Consider the following 16,905-nt stretch of genomic DNA (forward strand, 5'->3'; position numbering starts at 1 on the left):
GTTCGTTGGCCGAGAACGCTTGCCCGCCCCCGGCTTGTTTTTCGTTGCTCCGCCCGAACGATTGTTCGAATGGATAGCCAAGGGTTAGGCGCCGCTCCCCGTCTCGGCAAGCGAAATCCCTTGTCGTGAAAAGGTTCTGGGAATTTCTGTTGCCGGGAAGCGACAGCGTTCGCGGGCCGTCATCGAAATTCGAAAAGGGCTTGCGCGGACGGCGGGCGGCTCTCATCTGGCGAGCATGAGCCTCTCGCCCGCCTATCACCCCGATCCGCGCTTCCAGGCCCTGGGCCGTGACTTCGCCGATCCGGTCGAGCCGGCGGACTTTCCCGAGACGATCCTCCGGTTCCGGAACGATCGCGCGGCGGCGACCGTGGGGCTGGAGGGGCTGAGCGACGCCGACTGGATCGGTCATTTCGGCCGTTTCGCGCCGCTGCCCGACAATCAGTCGATCCCGCTGGCCATGCGCTACCACGGCCACCAGTTCCGCGTTTACAACCCCGACCTAGGCGACGGGCGCGGCTTCCTGTTCGCCCAGCTGCGCGAACAGGGAACCGGCCGCCTGCTGGACCTGGCCACCAAGGGCTCGGGCCAGACCCCCTGGTCGCGGGCGGGCGACGGTCGCCTGACCCTGAAGGGCGGGGTGCGCGAGATCCTGGCGGCGTCGATGCTGGAGGCCTTGGGCGTTCCGACCTCGCGCGCCTTCTCGCTGGTCGAGACCGGCGAGGCCCTGACGCGGGGCGACGAGCCCAGCCCGACCCGCTCGGCGGTGCTGACCCGGCTGTCGCACAGCCACATCCGCTTCGGGACCTTCCAGCGTCTGGCCTATTTCGACCAGCGCGACCTGATCACCCAGCTGGTCGACCACGTGGTCGAGACCTACTACCCGCATCTGGCCGACGTCGCCGACCGGCCGGCGGCGCTGCTGCAGGCGACGATCGCCGCCAGCGCCAGGCTGTTGGCGCGCTGGATGGCGGCCGGCTTCGTGCATGGCGTGCTCAACACCGACAACATGGTCGTGACCGGCGAGAGCTTCGACTACGGACCCTGGCGCTTCCTGCCGCGCAACGACCCGAACTTCGTCGCCGCCTATTTCGACCACCAGGGGCTCTACAGCTTTGGCCGCCAGCCCGAGACGGTGTTCTGGAACCTGCAGCAGCTGGCCGCGTGCCTGACCCTGGTCACCGACCAAGCCGGGCTGCTGGCGGCGCTGAACGGCTTTTCCGACGCCTACCGCCTAGCCCTGCGCGGCGCGATCCTCGACCGCCTGGCGGTCAGGAGCCGGGGGGCGAGGCCGACATCGAGCTGGTCAACGCCGCCTTCCGCGCCCTGGCCGAGGGCGGCGACGCCTTGCGTTGGGAGCCGTTCTTCTTCGACTGGTTCGGGGGCGAGGCTTCGGAAGCGCGGGCGCTGGCCGGGCCGCGCGCCGGCCTCTACGGGACCGAGACGTTCCTGGATTTCCGCCGTCGGCTGGCCGCGTTCGAGCCGGATCGTCCCGAGCGCCTGGCCGATCCGGTCTTCCAGCGCCCCGAGCCCGAGGAGCTGATCGTCGACGAAGTCGAGGCCCTGTGGGCGCCGATCGCCGAGCGTGACGACTGGGTGCCGCTGTACGCCAAGCTGGACCGGATCGAGGCGGCGCGCGTCGCCTATGGGCTATCGTGGGATGGCGCCAAAAACGCCGCACCCTGAATTTTTTCGTTCGCGCGCGGAACAACCGTCAAGGTTCCGTCTTACAATCGCGGCACAGTGCCCTCGACGAACGCCGCGTGGAGATTCCCGATGCGCATTTTCCAACCCATCATGCTGGTCTGCGCCGTGGCCATGTCCTTCGTGGGCGCGCTCGGTGTGCCTGGCTTCGCGCGGGCCGTCGGCGAGTGGATGCGCGACCGTCCCGAACTGGCCTAGCTAGGCGCTGAGCGCGGTCGGCTCGGCCGGTGCGTCGCCCATCAGGTCGGCGCGCGACCGGATCGGGAAGATCGCCAGGAACTGTTCCAGGAACAGCCAGGTGGCGTGGTCGTGATCCAGGTGATGGGTCAGGAGCCCGATAGGCTGATTCCATTGGCCGGCCAGGCGACGCTGCTTCAACAGCCGCCGCATCCGCGACAGGAACTTCCACGTCCCCCGGAACCGGGCGCCGTCCTTCCAGCGCAGGACGTCCAGATGCGCATCCAGACGCGCCACGCCGCCGGTCACGCCGGCGTTCTGGTCGAAGCCCGAGACCGCGCTCAGGGGAGAGTCGGGCAGGGCCTCCAGCAGCTGCGGCCGCAGATTGTTCCATGGGGGCACGAACAGGCTCGGGGCCACGCCGGCGCGGTGGAAGGCCATGACCGTGGCGCGCAGCTGCGAGCGGACCCACTCGACCTCGTCGCCCTCGACGATCTCGCCGAAGCCACGACCTTCGGGCTGGCGGTTGACGTGCCTGAAGCCATGGACGGCGATCTCGACGCCGGGTTCGGTCTCGACCCGCCGAACCAGGTCGGTCAGGTGCGGGCCGGCGATCGCGGCCAGGGTCAGCGGCGCCTCGCGCCGGCGGGCCAGGCTCAGCAGCTGCTCCAGCGGGCCGGTCGGGCCGCGCGCGTCGTCGTCGCGCCACCACAGCACCGGCGCATGGCCGGCCTTGGCCCACAGCCGAAGCTCCGGGCCGAGCGCCAGGCGGAAGGCGAGGGGCAGGCGGGCCGGCATCGCGCGCCTACTGGACGGCCTTGGCCCGCAGCGGCAGCGGGGCCGGCGTGGCGATCGGGCGTTCCGTCCCGAGCGCGCGGGCGCGACCACGCAGGATCTCGCGCGCCCTCAGGTTCGACAGGATCGGATACAGGGCGGCCATCAGCGAGATCAGGAAACCCAGCTCGCCTTCCTTGTAGCCTTTGCGCGAGACATAGCACTTGAAGAACCTGCGCACGCCGCGGAAGGCGTCGTCGGCGACGCCCTTGATCTTGCCGCTGTCGGCCAGGTCCTGCGCGCGCAGGGCGGTGTAGCGGCCCAGGCGCGCGAACATGTCGGCGATGTCCTCGTCGACCATGTGCTGGATCGGCTGGGTCAGGCGGCCGCCGAACCGGCCTTCCAGCTTGGCGCCTGGATGGACCCGCTCGGCCTTCCACGACTTGTGGCCGTGACGGAACAGGCGCGCGACCGACGAGGTGCCGAACGAGCCGCCCCAGCCGTGGCGGACCAGCTGGTCGCCGACATAGTTGTCGACCGGGATCTGGTACCAGTCGGCGGCGTCCTCGCGCGCGATGGTCTCGCGGACTTCCTGGGCGAAGGCCGGGGTCACGCCCTCGTCGGCGTCTAGCTCCAGGATCCAGTCGCCGGTGCAGCGGGCGATGCCGGCGTGCTTGCGCGGGCCTTCGATCGGGAAGATGCCGGACACCACGGTGGCGCCGCACTGGCGGGCGATGGCCTCGGTGCCGTCGCTGCAGCGGTCGGCGACCACGACGATCTCGTCGCAGAAGCTCAGGGCCGCCAGGCAGGCGGGTAGGCGCTGCTCTTCGTTGTGCGCGCAGATCAGGGCCGAAAGCTTGGCCATCAGAAATTTCCTCGATCGAACGGCCACGCCCCCGCAGCCGTCTCGATGAGAAGACGTCGCCGTTCGGGGGCTCCCCCAGTCCCCGAGGTAAGAAATGTGTAAGCTTTGCAACAAATGCGCGGCGCGGGCTGGCTCTGGCTGGCGAGGGCCGGACTAGAAGTTGGCCGACAGGGCCAGGCTCCAGGTGCGCGGGCGCTGTGGGGTCACCTGGCGGACCTGACCGAAGCTGAAGGGGTTGCCGTAGGCGAAGGTGTCGCTGGAGCTGTTCCAGGGATTGCTGACGAACAGCGCCGCGCGCCAGCGGTCGGTCATCAGCTGGGCCGACAGCTTGCCAGTATAGTAGCCGCCCATCGACGGCGAATAGCGCGGGTCGAAGGTCAGGCGCGATTCGCCGATGTAGCCGGTCTCGGCGGTCAGCATCATCGTGGCCCTGGCGGTGATCGGGCGCTGGTAGGTGACCAGGCTGCCGAACGAGACATCCGGCACACCGGGCAGGCTGGCGCTGTCGGTGATGCCGTAGCCGGGCGCGATGCGAGTCAGCTTGGGCTCGTTGAACAGGGCGTTGCCCGAAACCGTCAGGTGTGCGGTCGCCTTCCAAGCCGCCTCGACCTCCAGGCCCCGGTTGCGGCCGTTGCCGATGTTGGCGGTGTAGGACAGACCCGAGCCGAAGTACTGGTCGGTCTGGATGTTGCGCCAGTCGTCGTAGAACAGCGCCGCCCGTAGGTTCACCCGGCCCCGGAACGGATTGAGCGTCGCGCCGATCTCGTAGTTGCGCAGGTGGTCGGGGCGGAAGGTCCGCCGGGCCTCGTTGGGCGTGACCAGGCCGCCGGAATTGAAGCCGCCGGCGCGGTAGCCCTCGGAGGTCAGGGCGTAGATCAGCCCGCCGCCGGCCAGGTCGCGCTGCACCGAGAACTTGGGCGAGAAGCCGCTAAACCCCGCCTCGCGGTCCATGTCGCGCGAGACACCGGGCGCGGGCGCGGTGACGTAGGAGCGGGTGTGGACCGTGGTCTTGAACGCCCGCCCGCCCAGGGCGACCTTCCAGCCGGCGCCCAGGTCGTAGGTCGCCTCGCCGTACAGGGCGTATTCGTTCAGCCGGTCCTTGCGGTCCTCGTCGTAAAAGCTGCGGGTGACATTGCCCGAGCGGGCCCGCAGTTCCGCGTCGCTCTCCTCGATGCTGGTGGCCAGGAAGCCGCCGATCATCCAGCGCAGGCGACCCAGTTCCGGACCGGTGTAGAGGACGTCCTCGACGGCCATGCGGACCTTGGCGGACTCGTCGTAGAGGCCCAGCTCCTGGGCCGTGTCGGAGAACTCGGTCAGGGCCAGGGTGGCGTCGTAGCGGCTGGCGTAGTCGTGGGTGACATAGCCGGTCACCGACTCGAAGTGGCCCCAGTCGCCCGAGCCGCTGATCTTCAGCGAGGTTTCGCCCAGCTTGTTGCGGTGGGTCTCGCGCACCTGGTTGGCGCGGCGGGGGCCGCCGGGAGCCAGGGTGACGTACTGGGTGTCCTTCGACGAGGTGTTCTGGCCGGCGACGCCCAGCTTGACCTGCCAGTCGCCAAGGTCCAGCCGCCACGCCACGCGGCCGCCCCGGCGCGTGGTCTTGTCGACGTTGGACAGGCGCAGATTGACGTCGTCGAGATAGCCGCCGTCGACATCGTAATAGGCCGCCACGCGCGCCGCCGAGTTCGGGCCCGTGGGCGCGTTGATCATGCCCTCGACGCGATAGCTGTCCGAGCCGGACTCGGTCTTGGCGATGGTCGAGCCGATGGAGCCCGAATAGGTCCCCAGCTCCGGCTGGCGGGTGACGATGCGGTAGATGCCCGACAGCGAGCCGCCGCCGTACAGCGCCCCCTGCGGACCGCGCAGCACCTCGACGCGGTCGACGTCGATCAGGCGCAGGTCCGGGTCCGGAGCGTTGTAGTTGACCGGCACGTCGTCGAGATAGGTGCCGACCGTCGACTGCGTCCGGCCGGTGAAGGTGCCGTCCGACAGGCCGCGCAGCAGGATCTTGTTACGCGCCGCGCCCAGGTTGGTGGTGATGAAGCCGGCGGTCTGGCGGGCGACCGATCCGGTCTCGCCGACGCCAGTGTCCTGCAGCTGCGGCGAGCCGATGACGCTGACGCCGCCCGGCAGGGTTCCCAGGCGCGGCGGTCGCTTGCCGGCGTTGATGATCAGCGGGGCGAGGGGGCGATGGGCTCGCTGGCGACGGGCGCGCGCGCGGCGGCGACGACGCGCGGCGGAGCGGCGGGCCGGCTGGGCGACAGGCGGACCGTCTGGGCGTCGACGAGGGTGTAGACGCAGCCCTTGCCCGCCGTGGCCCGGTCCAGCGCCTGGCGCAGGTCGAAGGTCCCGACCAGGGGAACGCCCGCGCCCTTGCAGGCCTCGACGCCGCCGATCGTGACGCTCATGCGGACGCCCAGCTCGATCAGGGTTTCGGAGATGGTGGGCTTGCGGATGTCCAGGCGCGCGCGAGTCGGCGCGGCGGCGACGTCTTGCGCGCTGGCGCCCAGGCCCAGGATGCTGGCGGCGACAAGAAGCGAGGCCCGTCTCAGGATCGGGCCCGTAGGCAGGCGTCAATTCGGCGCGGAAGCGTTTCCGCGCAGGACGATCGAATCATGGGTTGGCGTCGCCGAAAGCGGCATCAGGCTGGTCAGGCGGCGGACCATCGCATCCTGCCCATCCACGATCAATACGCCGGAGAACTTGAGATTGGCGGTGTCTTCGCCTTCCAGGCGAAGCGGCCGGTCGAAATAGTGGTTCATGTCGCTGACGATGCGGCCCAGCGGCTGGTCGCGATAGATCAACCGGCCCGAGCGCCAGCCCACCTGGTCCTCGGCCGCCACGACGCGGACGACGACGCCCGAGGCGCCTTCCGAATGCTCCAGCATCTGGCCCGGGCGCAGGCGCACCGGCGAATCCTCGCCGTCGGTCGAGACCTCGACCAGGCCGCGCAGGACGGTGACGTTGAGCTGGCCATCGCGGCGGCGAACGTCGAACTTGGTGCCGACCACGCGAACGGTTTCGTCGCCGGCGGTGATCAGGAATGGCCGGGATGGGTCGTGCGCCACGTCGAACAGCGCCTGGCCGTCGTGCACGGTGACCCGGCGGGCGTCCTTCTCGAGGCGCACCGACAGGTGCGAGTCGGTGTTCAGGTCGATGCGGCTGCCGTCGGCCAGCTGGATGGCTTGGTTTTCACCCTTGGCGGTGGTGTACAGCGTGTCGGGCTGGGGCAGCAGTTCGCCCCACGGCGCGACGACGATGGCGACGGCCGCCGCGGCGGCGGCCACGCCCAGACCGCCCAGCCAACGCCAGTCGATCGTGAACGTCCGCTTCGCCGCGACGCGCCTGGGTTCAACCAATGCCCCCCGCACGGCCGGACCCCGCTGGAAGATCTCCTCGTCGACGGCCTGGATGGCGTCATACGCCTCCTGCGCGCCGGGCTCGCTCAGCCAAGCGTCGAACGCCAGCCAGTCGGTCTCATCGACCTCCGGCCGCTGCAGTCGGGTCAGCCAGTCGGCCGCCTCTTGCAGATGTTGCGCTGACCGGCTCATCCGGCGTTGCTCCGACGAGGATCCATCATCCCCCTGAACGTAGACGTCGCCCTGACGCACCGTCCCCCATGTGCAACTGCATAAATCACCGCAGGCGCCTCGTCAGGGTCTTTAAGGCCGAGCTGATGTGTTTTTCGACGGTGCTGACGCTGATGCCCATGCGCCGGGCTGTCTCGACGTGGCTGTGGCCGTCCAGCTTGTGCAGCTGAAAGGCCTGGCGCGTCTTCTCGGGCAGGTCCTCGACGGCCTCGACCAGGGCCTTCAGGCGCTGGCGTCCGGCGAGGACCTCGTCGGCGGGCGGTTCGTCGGTGACGTCCTGGCCGGCCACGACGGTCGTGTTGATGTCGCGCCAGTCGGTGTCGCGCGCGCCGGCCCGCTTCAGGCTGCGCAGGCGGTCCAGCATCAGGTTCGATCCGATCCGATGCAGCAGGGCCGAGGGGTTGTCGACGGCGCCCAGCGAATCCATGCCGCTGATGCGAATATAAAGGTCTTGCACGAGATCCTCGGCTTCGGCGCGGGAGCCCAGGCGCGCGGCGAAGAAGCGCACCAGATTGGCGCGCTTTTCCTCGTACAGGCCCAGTAGAGCGGCCTTGTCCGAGTCCGCTACGCTCAAAAGATCACCCGCATCCGCCAGTCGCCACCCCTTGCAAGGCGCAGCACTATCCATCTTTTTCCGGGAAAGACGATCGTTTGTTCGGTCGCCTATTCCCGTGCCCGGCAGGCAGATATCGCCCCCTCGCGACTTGGAAAAGGCGCCCTGAAGTCCGAATAGCGGCGTTTTCGCTGCTTTGGCCCGGCATTCTTCATTTCAGCGCGCTTGGATGACGGCGCGATGACCTGGATTATGTGGCGAAATGTCGCGGAGGGCCGCGGGCGGGCGGCGCCGTCATTTTCGCCGGCTCGCTCCGGATCAGCCTTCCAGCCGCGCCACGCTCGCGGGCGTTTCCGCGGGCTCGGGCTCGCAGGTCTCCAGCCGGTATCCGAAGCCGTAGACCGTGCTCAGGCGGAATCCGTTACTGGGACGCAGGCCCAGCTTGGCGCGAAGGCGCGACACGTGGGCGTCCAGGGTGCGGGTCTCGAGATCGGGCCGTAGTCCCCAGATCCGGCGCAGCAGATATTCGCGCGACAGCGGATGGGACAGGTTGTTGAACAACATCGACGCCAGTTGGAATTCCTTGGGCGTCAGGGTCTCGACATGATCACCCCAGCTGACGGTCTGGGCCCCCCGGTCCAGTCGGTACGGGCCGTGCTGCTCGATCTGCGGCTGGACAGGCGCGCGCTCGTCGCTGGGCGGGACGGCGTTCATGGGATCACCCCAACTGGCGCCCAGCTCCTCATCCGCATCCCGCCTCGTCCCCGCGCGCTCGATGCGACATCCTTACAAGGCCTTAGGGGGGCGTCGAGTTGATCTAAGTCGGATTTGCGACAATCGAACCCAGAGTGGGGGCGAGATCGCCCGTCGGCCGGACATCCACGCCGGACAGGCCCAGCCAGGACGCCATCAGGGACAGCTCCTCCGCCAGTCGGACGGGAGTCTCGGCGTTGGCGTCCGGTTCGGCGTGCGCGGCCAGCACCAGCAGTCGGCCCGCCTTGCGATCGGCCTTCAGGTCCACGCGGGCCGTGATCGCCTCGTTCTGCAGGAAGGGCAGGACATAATAGCCATGGGTGCGCTTGTGGGCGGGAGTGTAGATCTCCAGCCGCACGCGGACGCCGAACATCCGCTCGGTCCGCTCGCGGAACCAGATTAGGTTGTCGAACGGCGAGAGCAGGGCGCGGGCCTTGATCGATCGCGGCCGGCGCGCCTCGGGCCACAGATAGGCCGGCTGGTCCCAGCCCGTCACCGCCACCTGCTCCAGGGTTCCGTCGGCGACCAGCGCGGCCACGCCTTCGCGGGCGTCTGTCACGCCCAGGCGGAAATAGTCGCGCAGGTCGCGCTCGGTCGCCACGCCCATGGCGCGGGCCGAGATCCTCAACAGGGCGCGGCAAGCCTCGGCTCGGTCGGGCGTGGGCGTCTCGACGATCGCCTTGGGCAGCACCCGTTCGGGCAGGCCATAGACCCGTTCGAAACTGCCGCGCCGCGTGACGGTGGTCAGGCGGCCCGTCCAGAACAGGCACTCCATGGCGTGCTTGCCTTGGCTCCAGCCCCACCAGCCGCCTTCGCCCTTGGCGCCCAGCCCCAGATCCGAGGCCGCCAGCGGGCCGCGCTCGGCCACGGCCGCCAGGGCCTTGTCGATGAAGTCGGCGTGGTTGCGCAGGAAGGCCGAGACGTTCTTCCACACGCCGACGCCGTCCAGGGCGTCCTGCATCCGCCAGCGCAGCAGGGGATGGGTGGCCAGCGGCGTCAGCGAGGCCTCGTGCGCCCAATACTCGGCCAGGGCTGGCTTCCGCCCCCAGGCCAGGTCCTCCAGCACGGCCCGGTCATAGGCGCCCAGGCGAGAGAAGAACGGCAGGTAATGCGAGCGGGAGACGACATTGACCGAGTCGATCTGGACGACGCCCAGGCTCTCGATCGTCGATAGCAGGTGGCGGCGGCCGGGCGCGTCCGGGCGCGGGCGTCCAAAGCCCTGCGCCGCCAGCGCGATGCGCCGCGCTTCCTTCGCGGAGAGGGTCTGGACCATGGCGGCAGTTGAGCTTGCGTCGGGGCGGGGCGCAAGGCAGTGAGACCGCTATCAGACAGGAGCCACCGCATGACCGCCACCGAAAAGGGCCAGGCCCGCCTGGTGCTCGCCCCCGAGGTCGGCGGCGCGATCGCCGCCTTCACCCTGGCGGGCCGCGACGTGCTGCGGCCGATGGCGGACGGGGCGAGCGACGCCCTGCTGACGGCCAGCTTCCCGCTGATCCCGTTCTGCAACCGCATCCCGAACGGCCGCTTCGTGTTCGAGGGGCGCGAGGTCGTGCTGCCCCCGAACCTGGCCGGCCATCCGCACACCCTGCACGGCCAGGGTTGGCGCGCGGCCTGGACCGTGGAGAAGGCCGAGGCCGCCGAGGCGGTGCTGTCCTATGCGCACGCGCCGGACGCCTGGCCGTGGGCCTATCGCGCCGAGCAGCGGTTCACGCTCACCGAGACCGGCTTTCGCGCTGAACTGACCGTGACCAACACCGGTGAGGCCGCCATGCCGGCCGGCCTGGGCTTTCACCCCTATTTCCCGCGTCGCGAGGGCGAGACCCTGACGGCGGCCAATGACGGGGTCTGGCTGATCGACACCGACGCCCTGCCGACGATCCATCATCCGGGCCCTTGGGAAGCCGACTGGGCCGCCGGCGCGCCGGTCGAGGGCCATGGCTTGATCGACCATTGTTACACCGGCTGGAACCAGCGGGCCGTGCTGCGTGCGCCGGGCCAGCCGGACACGGTCGTCACCGCCTCGGCCGATTGCCGCTGGCTGCACGTCTATGTCCCGCCGGGCGAGGCCTATTACTGCGTCGAACCCTGCGCCAGCCGCCCCAACCCGTTCGGGGAGGGGGAGACGGGCATGGTGACGCTGCGGCCGGGCGAGAGCCGGAGCATCTGGATGGAAGTTCGTTCCTGAGCCCTTCTTCCCTTGGAAGAAGGTGGCGCTACGGCGTGATTCCCGCCTGGGCCTTCAGCCGTGCGACCATGTCGCTGGACAGATAGCCGTCGGCCGGCAGTTGCTGGCTTTGCTGCCAGGCGCGCAGGGCCTTGCGGGTGCCCGCGCCGACAACGCCGTCGGCCGGACCCGGGTTGAAGCCGACGCGGGCCAGGGCGATCTGGGCCGCCATGCGGTCGGCCATGTTCAGCGGCGTCTCGACGGGCCAGGGCGTGACCAGCGGCCCGCCGCCGGCGAAGCGGTCGGCCAGCAGGCCGATGCCCAGGGCGTAGGACGTCGAGTTGTTGTAGGTGCGGATCGCGAAGTGGTTGGGCAGGGCCAGGAAGGCCGGACCGGCCGCGCCCGCCGGCAGCAGCAGCATGGCGGGCGAGGCGGCGTCCTGGGCGGTCCAGGGCAGGCCGTCGGCGCGCTTGACGCCCTTGGCTTCCCACCAGGCGGGAAGCTGCTTCTCGACCTCGGTAACCGAATAGTCGAAGCCGGCCGGCAGGATCACTTCCTTGGCCCAGCCCACGCCCGGCTTCCAGCCGCCCTTGGCCAGCAGATTGGCGGCCGAGGCCAGGGAATCGGCGTCCGAGCCCCAGATGTCGCGCCGGCCGTCGCCGTCGAAGTCGACGGCGGTGGCGCGGTAGCTGGAGGGCAGGAACTGGGTCTGGCCCATGGCTCCCGCCCACGAGCCCTTCAGCTGCTCGCGGGTGTCCTCGCCCGACTCGATGATCTTCAGGGCGGCGATCAGCTCGCCCTCGGCCCAGGCGCGACGGCGGCCGTCATAGGCCAGGCTGGCCATCGAGCGGACGACGTCGAAATCACCCTGCAGCTTGCCGAAGGCCGATTCCATGGCCCAGACGGCCAGCAGGATGTCGCGCGGCACGCCGTAGCGGGCCTCGATCGCGGGCAAGAAGGTCAGTTGCTCGCGCTTGGCGCGGCCGATGGCGACGCGGTCGTCGCTGATCACCCCGGCGATATAGGCGCCGACCGGCTTGGAGAATTCCGGCTGGCGGCTGTCCAGACTGATGACCTTGGGATTGGGCGTGACGCCCGACAGCTCGCGATCGAACACCTGCGGAGACACGCCGGCGGCCAGGGCGCGGCCGCGGAAGTCGGCCAGCCAGGCGTCGAACGCCTGCTCTTCGGCCGAAACGGGCGGCGCCGGCACCATGACCGGCGGGGGCGGCGGCTGAGGCGCGGGGTGGTGGGAAGGCGTGGGCCCCGTCAGGGGACCTTGCGGGGTGGTGTCCGCGCAGCCGGCGAGAAGAAGAACGAGAAAAACGCGACGATCCATAGCCATGTCGGGAAGGCTAGCGGCGTTCGAGGAAAACCTTCAATCACAAGCGCGCCAGTGCGGTGAAGTTTGCCCGACCCCGCCCCGACCCGCGAAGTCACGGCTTTCGGTCGTCGAAGGCCCATGGAACGCATTGACTCATGGGCCTGTCCTGCTTATACGCACCGCCTCCGAAACACCCGGATGTTCCGGCCGTCATCTTGTGCGCGCCCGAACCTCTCCGCTGAGTACAGACAGAGACGGTCATGAAGGTTCGCAGCTCGCTGAAGTCGCTGAAGGGTCGCCACCGCGACTGCAAGATGGTGCGCCGCAAGGGCGTCATCTACATCATCAACAAGACTGACCCGCGCTTCAAAGCCAAGCAAGGCTGATGACGGCTGCTGGCGCTCCCAGGGCCGTTCTCTGGGACGTCGGCAATGTCATCGTGCGCTGGGATCCCCGCGCACTGTACGCGAAGATCTTCAAGGAGCCGGCCGATATCGACCGGTTCCTTTCGCATGTCTGCACCCTTGATTGGCATGTCGAACATGACAAGGGCGTCGGCTTCGCCGAGAACGCCGCGCCGCTGATCGCGCGTTTCCCCGATCACGCGGACCAGATCCGCGCCTGGGACGAGCGGTTCGACGAGATGCTGTCGGGCCCGATCCCCGAGACCGTCGCGGTGATCGACGCCCTGGCGGCCCGCGATACGCCGCAGTTCGCGCTGACGAACATGCCCCAGAGCAAGTGGCCGGCCGTCCAGGCGATCTCGCCGGCCCATTTCGGCCTCTTCCGCGACGCCATCGTCTCGGGCGACGAGAAGGTCATCAAGCCGGGCCGCCGCATCTATGAGATCGTGCTGGAGCGCACCGGCCTGCAGGCGTCCGACCTACTGTTCATCGACGACAGCGCCGCCAATATCCAGGCGGCCATGGACATCGGCTTCCATACCCACCACTTCACGGATCCGGCGCACCTGCGCGCCGCTGTCGAGCGGCACGGCCTGCTCTAGATCCGGGAGTTTCCCATGAACGTCGGTTTCGTCGGCCTGGGCGCCATGGGCGCGGCCATGGTGCGCAATCTGCTGGCCAAGGGCGTTTCGGTGACGGTGTGGAACCGCTCGCGCGCCATCGTCGACGAACTGGCCGCTGAGGGCGCGCGCGCCGCCGCCACCGTTGACGAGGCCTTCGCCGCCGACATCGTGCTGACCATGCTGGCCCACGACAAGGCCATGCGCGAGGTGCTGGTCGACAGCGGCGTTCTGGCCCGGGCGGGGAAGGGCGTGGTCCACGTCAATCACGCCACCATCTCGACCGACCTCGCCGCCGAGCTGGCTGTCCTGCACGCCGAACTGGGCCTGGGCTATGTCGCCGCCCCGGTGTTCGGCCGCCCGCCCGTGGCCCAGGCCGGTGGCTTGAACGTTCTGGCCGCCGGCGCGCCCGAGGCGGTCGCCAAGGCCCAGCCGGTGCTCGAGATGCTGGCCGCCAAGGTCTGGCCGCTGGGCGAGGATCCCGTCCGCGCCAACGCCCTGAAGCTGGCCGGCAACTTCATGATCGTCTCGGCCATCGAGAGCATGGGCGAGGCCGTGGCCCTGGGCGAAGCCTATGGCGTGGCCGCGCCCGACCTCCTGGACATGCTGTCCAGCACCCTGTTCGCCGCGCCGATCTACAAGATCTACGGCGGCATGATCGCCGAGCGCCGCTACAGCCCGCCCGGCTTCGCCGCCGAGCTGGGCCTGAAGGACGTGCGCCTGGTTCTGGACGCGGCCGAGGCCAAGGGTCTGTCCATGCCGCTGGCGGATCTGGCCGAGGCCAGCCTGGAATCGCTGCTGGCCGGCGACGAGAAGGACCTCGATCTGGCTGCCTTGGCCGAGATCGCGAGAGGACGTGTGGAAGGTCGCTGAATCCCGCTTCCCAGGGGCGCGGCTTCGAACTAGGTTCCGCGCCCCAATTCCAGCCCGCGAGACTGCCCATGGCCGACGACGCCATTCCCCATGCCGACGTTCTGAACAGCACCGCTCAAGGCCAGCTGAAGTCGATCGTCGACCGCGTCGAGCGGCTCGAGGTCGAGAAGGCCGAGATCATGGAGCAGATCAAGGAAGTCTATAACGAGGCCAAGGGTAACGGCTTCGACGTCAAGGTGCTGAAGAAGGTGGTTCGCCTGCGCAAGCAGGACCGCGCCAAGCGCCAGGAAGAGGACGCGATCCTCGACCTGTACCTCTCGGCCATCGGCGAGATCTAAGGCCTTCGTTTTTGGGATGCGCTGGCGCGCACGGTCGGGGCATAGTTCTCCGCGATGCGCGCCAAGCCGCCCGATCCTAAAGAACAGGCCAAGAAGGCCGCGCTGAACGCCCTCAAGCGGGCCCGGCGCGCGGCCGAGAAGTCGGGCGTCGAACTCTCCGAATGGGAGGGCGAGTTCCTGACCAGCGTCGCCCAGCGCGTCGAGACCTACGGCCGGGCCTTCGCCGATCCCGAGAAGGGCGCGCGGGGCCAGGCCCTGTCGGGCAACCAGGCCATCAAGCTGAAAGAGATCGCCCGCAAGGCGAAAGGCGAACCCAAGCCCATGAAGCGCGGCAAGGGCTTCCAGCGCCGTGGGGCCCCTTCGGCCGAGGCGCGGGACGACGACGAGGACTGATTTCCGCTACGTCACGCGAAAAAATGACAACCACAGCCTGAGTTTGTCCAACACGCTTACCAAAAACTGTCGTTCGGCCGGGGTCGTTAAGCTCCTGGTAACGCTATGTCCGGAAAATGTGAACGATTGTAAAGAGTTAACGACGTTCCTGTGGGGTTCTGGGTCGCGGCTGCTCACGGCGACCCTCCAGTCTCGATGCGCGCGGGCGAAAGTCCGGATCGGCCGCCGAGCGAACTCCATGGCCCTGCGGATTTAGGGAACATGGCGACGACCTATCAATATCTGCTGCGCCGCAAGACGGAGCTGGAAACGCGCATGATCGAGGCGCAGCGGCGGGCCCAGGCCCCGTTCGAGAGCGAGCTGCGCGCGATCGTCCTGGCGCTGGACGCGCTGAAGCAGGCCGGCATGGCCGAGCGGCTGTCGGGCGGGGGCGAGCAGCCGTCCTTCGCGCCGGCCCAGCCGCCGGCGCCGTCGGCTCCGACGCCCAGCAAGCGCGGCCGCCGCGGGCGCACTACGCGCGACATGATCCTGATGGCCCTGGCCCAGGCGCCGGGTCTCAACGAGGCCGAGATCGCGCGCCAGCTGGATCACCGCTGGAGCCGTCCGGTGACCCCGGTCCAGGTCGGTCGCGAACTGGAGCAGCTGGAAACCGAAGGCCTGGCCAAGCGGTCGGGGCCGGGCTGGATCCGCCTGGAGAAGCCGGTCGAGGAGACCGAGGAACTGCCCAGCCTGAGCGTGGCGGTTCCCGGGTACTAGTCCCGAATAGCTGAATCAGCGCCTAGGCGCGCGCCGTCGGCTTGGTCGACGGCGTCGGGCGGGCCGTGGGCTTCAGCAGCGCCTTGAGGCGCAGTTCGCGCGAGATCGGCCGGAAGATCATCAGGGCCATCAGCCGGCTTCCTTCATGTCGACTTCGATGCCCTGCTCGCGAACCTTGCGATAGAGGGTCGAGCGACCGATCCCCAAGCGTCGGGCGACTTCGCTCATGTGGCCGGCATAGACGTCGATCGCGTGCTGGATCAGGTCGCGCTCGATGTCCTCCAGCGTCCGCAGGTGGCCGCGATCGTCGAGGATCCGCACCGGAGCCTCGGCCGCCGGGGCGGCCATGGCGGCGTGGGCGGCCTGCAGCATGGCGGCCGGCGGCGGGGTGGGCGCGGTGGTCACCGCCTCGATCGGCGCGGCCAGGCCCGAAATGGCCGGGAAGTCGTAGGGCTGCAGGTACGGGGCGTCGGCCAGGACGATGGCGCGATAGACCGTGTTCTCCAGCTGGCGGACATTCCCCGGCCAGTCGAAGGCGGTCAGCAGCCGCAGGGTCTCGGGCGCGGCGCCGATGACGCGCTTGCCTTCCTCGACGTTGAAGCGGCGGATGAACGCCTCGACCAGGGCCGGAATGTCCTCGCGACGCTCGCGCAGGGACGGCGCCTCCAGCGGGAAGACGTTCAAGCGGTAATAGAGGTCCTCGCGGAACAGGCCGGCCGAGACCGCCTGCTGCAGGTCGCGATTGGTGGCCGAGACGATGCGGACGTCGACCTTCAGCGAACGCTTGGAGCCGATCGGGTCGATCTCGCCCTCCTGCAGCGCGCGCAGCAGCTTGACCTGCACGTCCAGCGGCAGCTCGCCGACCTCGTCCAGGAACAGGGTGCCGCCGTCGGCTTCCTTGAACTTGCCCAGGTGCTTGTCGCTGGCGCCGGTGAACGAGCCCTTCTCGTGGCCGAACAGGATCGACTCCACGAGGTTCTCGGGGATGGCGCCGCAGTTGACGGCCACGAACGGCTTGCCGGCGCGGTCGGACGAGCCGTGCACCGCGCGGGCGATCAGCTCCTTGCCGACGCCGCTCTCGCCGGTGATCAGCACGGGAATGGCGCTCTTGGCCGCCCGCTCGCCCATGCGCTTGACCATGGTCATGACCGGCGAGTCGCCGATCAGGTCCGCGAAGGAGGTCTTGCCGCCGGCGCGCTTGGTCAGGCGCTCGACCTCGCCCTTCAGGTCGCCCATCGACAGGGCGTTGCGGATCGAGACGGTGATGCGTTCCGGGCTGGCCGGCTTGATGAAGAAGTCACTGGCCCCGGCCTGCATGGCCTTGACCACGGTGTCGACGCCGCCGCTGGCGGTCAGCACGATGACGGGCTGATTGAAGCCGCGCGCGCGGATTTCCTTGAGGGTGTCCTGGCCGCCCAGGCCGGGCATGACCAGGTCGAGCAGGATCACGTCGGCGGGGGCGCCAGACGTCAGGTGCGCGATCGCCGCGTCGCCGCCCTCGGCGTGCGAGACCGCGAAACCGTCGCGCTCGAGCACGGCCTGGATCAGCCGACGTTGTGTCGGGTCGTCGTCGACGACAAGGACCGTTTTGGTCATTGGGCACGTCCATCATCACCGGCCATG

At 69.1% G+C, this 16,905-nt stretch carries 17 protein-coding genes and 2 pseudogenes; 9 read left to right on the forward strand and 10 right to left on the reverse strand.

What is annotated here, in order from left to right:
* The first annotated feature begins 235 nt into the window (after nucleotides 1-235).
* Nucleotides 236-1,683 (forward strand): annotated as a pseudogene (locus MZV50_RS04245) (protein adenylyltransferase SelO).
* Between the two features lie 90 nt (nucleotides 1,684-1,773).
* Nucleotides 1,774-1,899, forward strand: coding sequence for a hypothetical protein (locus tag MZV50_RS04250; protein ID WP_223393019.1), 126 nt, complete (start codon nucleotides 1,774-1,776; stop codon nucleotides 1,897-1,899).
* On the opposite strand, the gene MZV50_RS04255 is transcribed toward MZV50_RS04250, so the two are convergent.
* The 8 genes and pseudogenes from MZV50_RS04255 to MZV50_RS04290 all read right to left on the reverse strand — a co-directional run bounded on the left by MZV50_RS04255 (nucleotide 1,900) and on the right by MZV50_RS04290 (nucleotide 9,683).
* On the reverse strand, nucleotides 1,900-2,676 hold the full coding sequence (locus tag MZV50_RS04255; protein ID WP_252633166.1) for a polysaccharide deacetylase family protein: 777 nt from the start codon (nucleotides 2,674-2,676) through the stop codon (nucleotides 1,900-1,902). It lies immediately after the preceding gene.
* Between the two features lie 7 nt (nucleotides 2,677-2,683).
* Nucleotides 2,684-3,517, reverse strand: a complete 834-nt coding sequence (locus MZV50_RS04260; RefSeq protein WP_252633167.1) for a glycosyltransferase family 2 protein — start codon at nucleotides 3,515-3,517, stop codon at nucleotides 2,684-2,686.
* Between the two features lie 153 nt (nucleotides 3,518-3,670).
* On the reverse strand, nucleotides 3,671-5,689 hold the full coding sequence (locus tag MZV50_RS04265; RefSeq protein WP_252635176.1) for a TonB-dependent receptor: 2,019 nt from the start codon (nucleotides 5,687-5,689) through the stop codon (nucleotides 3,671-3,673).
* On the reverse strand, nucleotides 5,686-5,922 hold the full coding sequence (locus tag MZV50_RS04270) for an STN domain-containing protein (RefSeq protein WP_252635331.1): 237 nt from the start codon (nucleotides 5,920-5,922) through the stop codon (nucleotides 5,686-5,688). Before MZV50_RS04270 ends, MZV50_RS04265 begins: the two co-directional genes overlap by 4 nt.
* Before the next feature lie 165 nt (nucleotides 5,923-6,087).
* A complete protein-coding gene (locus tag MZV50_RS04275) occupies nucleotides 6,088-7,065 on the reverse strand; it encodes a FecR family protein (protein ID WP_252633168.1) in 978 nt (325 codons plus the stop codon).
* Nucleotides 7,066-7,150: 85 nt separating this feature from the next.
* Nucleotides 7,151-7,678 (reverse strand): RNA polymerase sigma factor, encoded by a 528-nt coding sequence (locus MZV50_RS04280; RefSeq protein ID WP_252633169.1) that lies wholly within the window; start codon nucleotides 7,676-7,678, stop codon nucleotides 7,151-7,153.
* Between the two features lie 297 nt (nucleotides 7,679-7,975).
* A pseudogene (locus MZV50_RS04285) lies at nucleotides 7,976-8,338 on the reverse strand (winged helix-turn-helix domain-containing protein); the annotation flags it as partial.
* Between the two features lie 136 nt (nucleotides 8,339-8,474).
* Nucleotides 8,475-9,683: a winged helix-turn-helix domain-containing protein gene (locus MZV50_RS04290; RefSeq protein WP_252633170.1), complete on the reverse strand. Its 1,209-nt coding sequence runs from the start codon at nucleotides 9,681-9,683 to the stop codon at nucleotides 8,475-8,477.
* 69 nt (nucleotides 9,684-9,752) lie between these two features.
* On the opposite strand from MZV50_RS04290, the gene MZV50_RS04295 reads away from it, so the two are divergent.
* Complete coding sequence (locus tag MZV50_RS04295) at nucleotides 9,753-10,595, forward strand: aldose 1-epimerase (RefSeq protein ID WP_252633171.1); 843 nt, start codon at nucleotides 9,753-9,755, stop codon at nucleotides 10,593-10,595.
* Between the two features lie 28 nt (nucleotides 10,596-10,623).
* On the opposite strand, the gene MZV50_RS04300 is transcribed toward MZV50_RS04295, so the two are convergent.
* Nucleotides 10,624-11,919 (reverse strand): lytic murein transglycosylase, encoded by a 1,296-nt coding sequence (locus MZV50_RS04300; protein WP_252633172.1) that lies wholly within the window; start codon nucleotides 11,917-11,919, stop codon nucleotides 10,624-10,626.
* Between the two features lie 239 nt (nucleotides 11,920-12,158).
* On the opposite strand from MZV50_RS04300, the gene ykgO reads away from it, so the two are divergent.
* The 6 genes from ykgO (at nucleotide 12,159) to MZV50_RS04330 (ending at nucleotide 15,282) form a co-directional block, all read left to right on the forward strand.
* Entirely contained in the window at nucleotides 12,159-12,284 is a 126-nt protein-coding gene (gene ykgO / locus MZV50_RS04305; protein ID WP_004616427.1) for a type B 50S ribosomal protein L36, read from the forward strand.
* Entirely contained in the window at nucleotides 12,284-12,904 is a 621-nt protein-coding gene (locus MZV50_RS04310) for an HAD family hydrolase (RefSeq protein WP_252633173.1), read from the forward strand. Before ykgO ends, MZV50_RS04310 begins: the two co-directional genes overlap by 1 nt.
* Nucleotides 12,905-12,919: 15 nt before the next feature.
* Nucleotides 12,920-13,795, forward strand: a complete 876-nt coding sequence (locus MZV50_RS04315; protein WP_252633174.1) for an NAD(P)-dependent oxidoreductase — start codon at nucleotides 12,920-12,922, stop codon at nucleotides 13,793-13,795.
* A gap of 68 nt (nucleotides 13,796-13,863) precedes the next feature.
* Complete coding sequence (locus tag MZV50_RS04320) at nucleotides 13,864-14,133, forward strand: DUF2312 domain-containing protein (protein WP_223393029.1); 270 nt, start codon at nucleotides 13,864-13,866, stop codon at nucleotides 14,131-14,133.
* A gap of 54 nt (nucleotides 14,134-14,187) precedes the next feature.
* On the forward strand, nucleotides 14,188-14,526 hold the full coding sequence (locus MZV50_RS04325; RefSeq protein ID WP_252633175.1) for a hypothetical protein: 339 nt from the start codon (nucleotides 14,188-14,190) through the stop codon (nucleotides 14,524-14,526).
* Between the two features lie 261 nt (nucleotides 14,527-14,787).
* Nucleotides 14,788-15,282: a hypothetical protein gene (locus MZV50_RS04330; protein ID WP_252633176.1), complete on the forward strand. Its 495-nt coding sequence runs from the start codon at nucleotides 14,788-14,790 to the stop codon at nucleotides 15,280-15,282.
* A 129-nt stretch (nucleotides 15,283-15,411) separates the two neighbouring features.
* Here MZV50_RS04330 and MZV50_RS04335 read toward each other — a convergent pair whose 3' ends face one another.
* Nucleotides 15,412-16,878, reverse strand: coding sequence for a sigma-54-dependent transcriptional regulator (locus tag MZV50_RS04335; RefSeq protein ID WP_252633177.1), 1,467 nt, complete (start codon nucleotides 16,876-16,878; stop codon nucleotides 15,412-15,414).
* Nucleotides 16,879-16,905 lie beyond the last annotated feature (27 nt).

This window comes from Caulobacter segnis (assembly GCF_023935105.1).
Taxonomy (GTDB): Bacteria; Pseudomonadota; Alphaproteobacteria; order Caulobacterales; family Caulobacteraceae; genus Caulobacter; species Caulobacter segnis_B.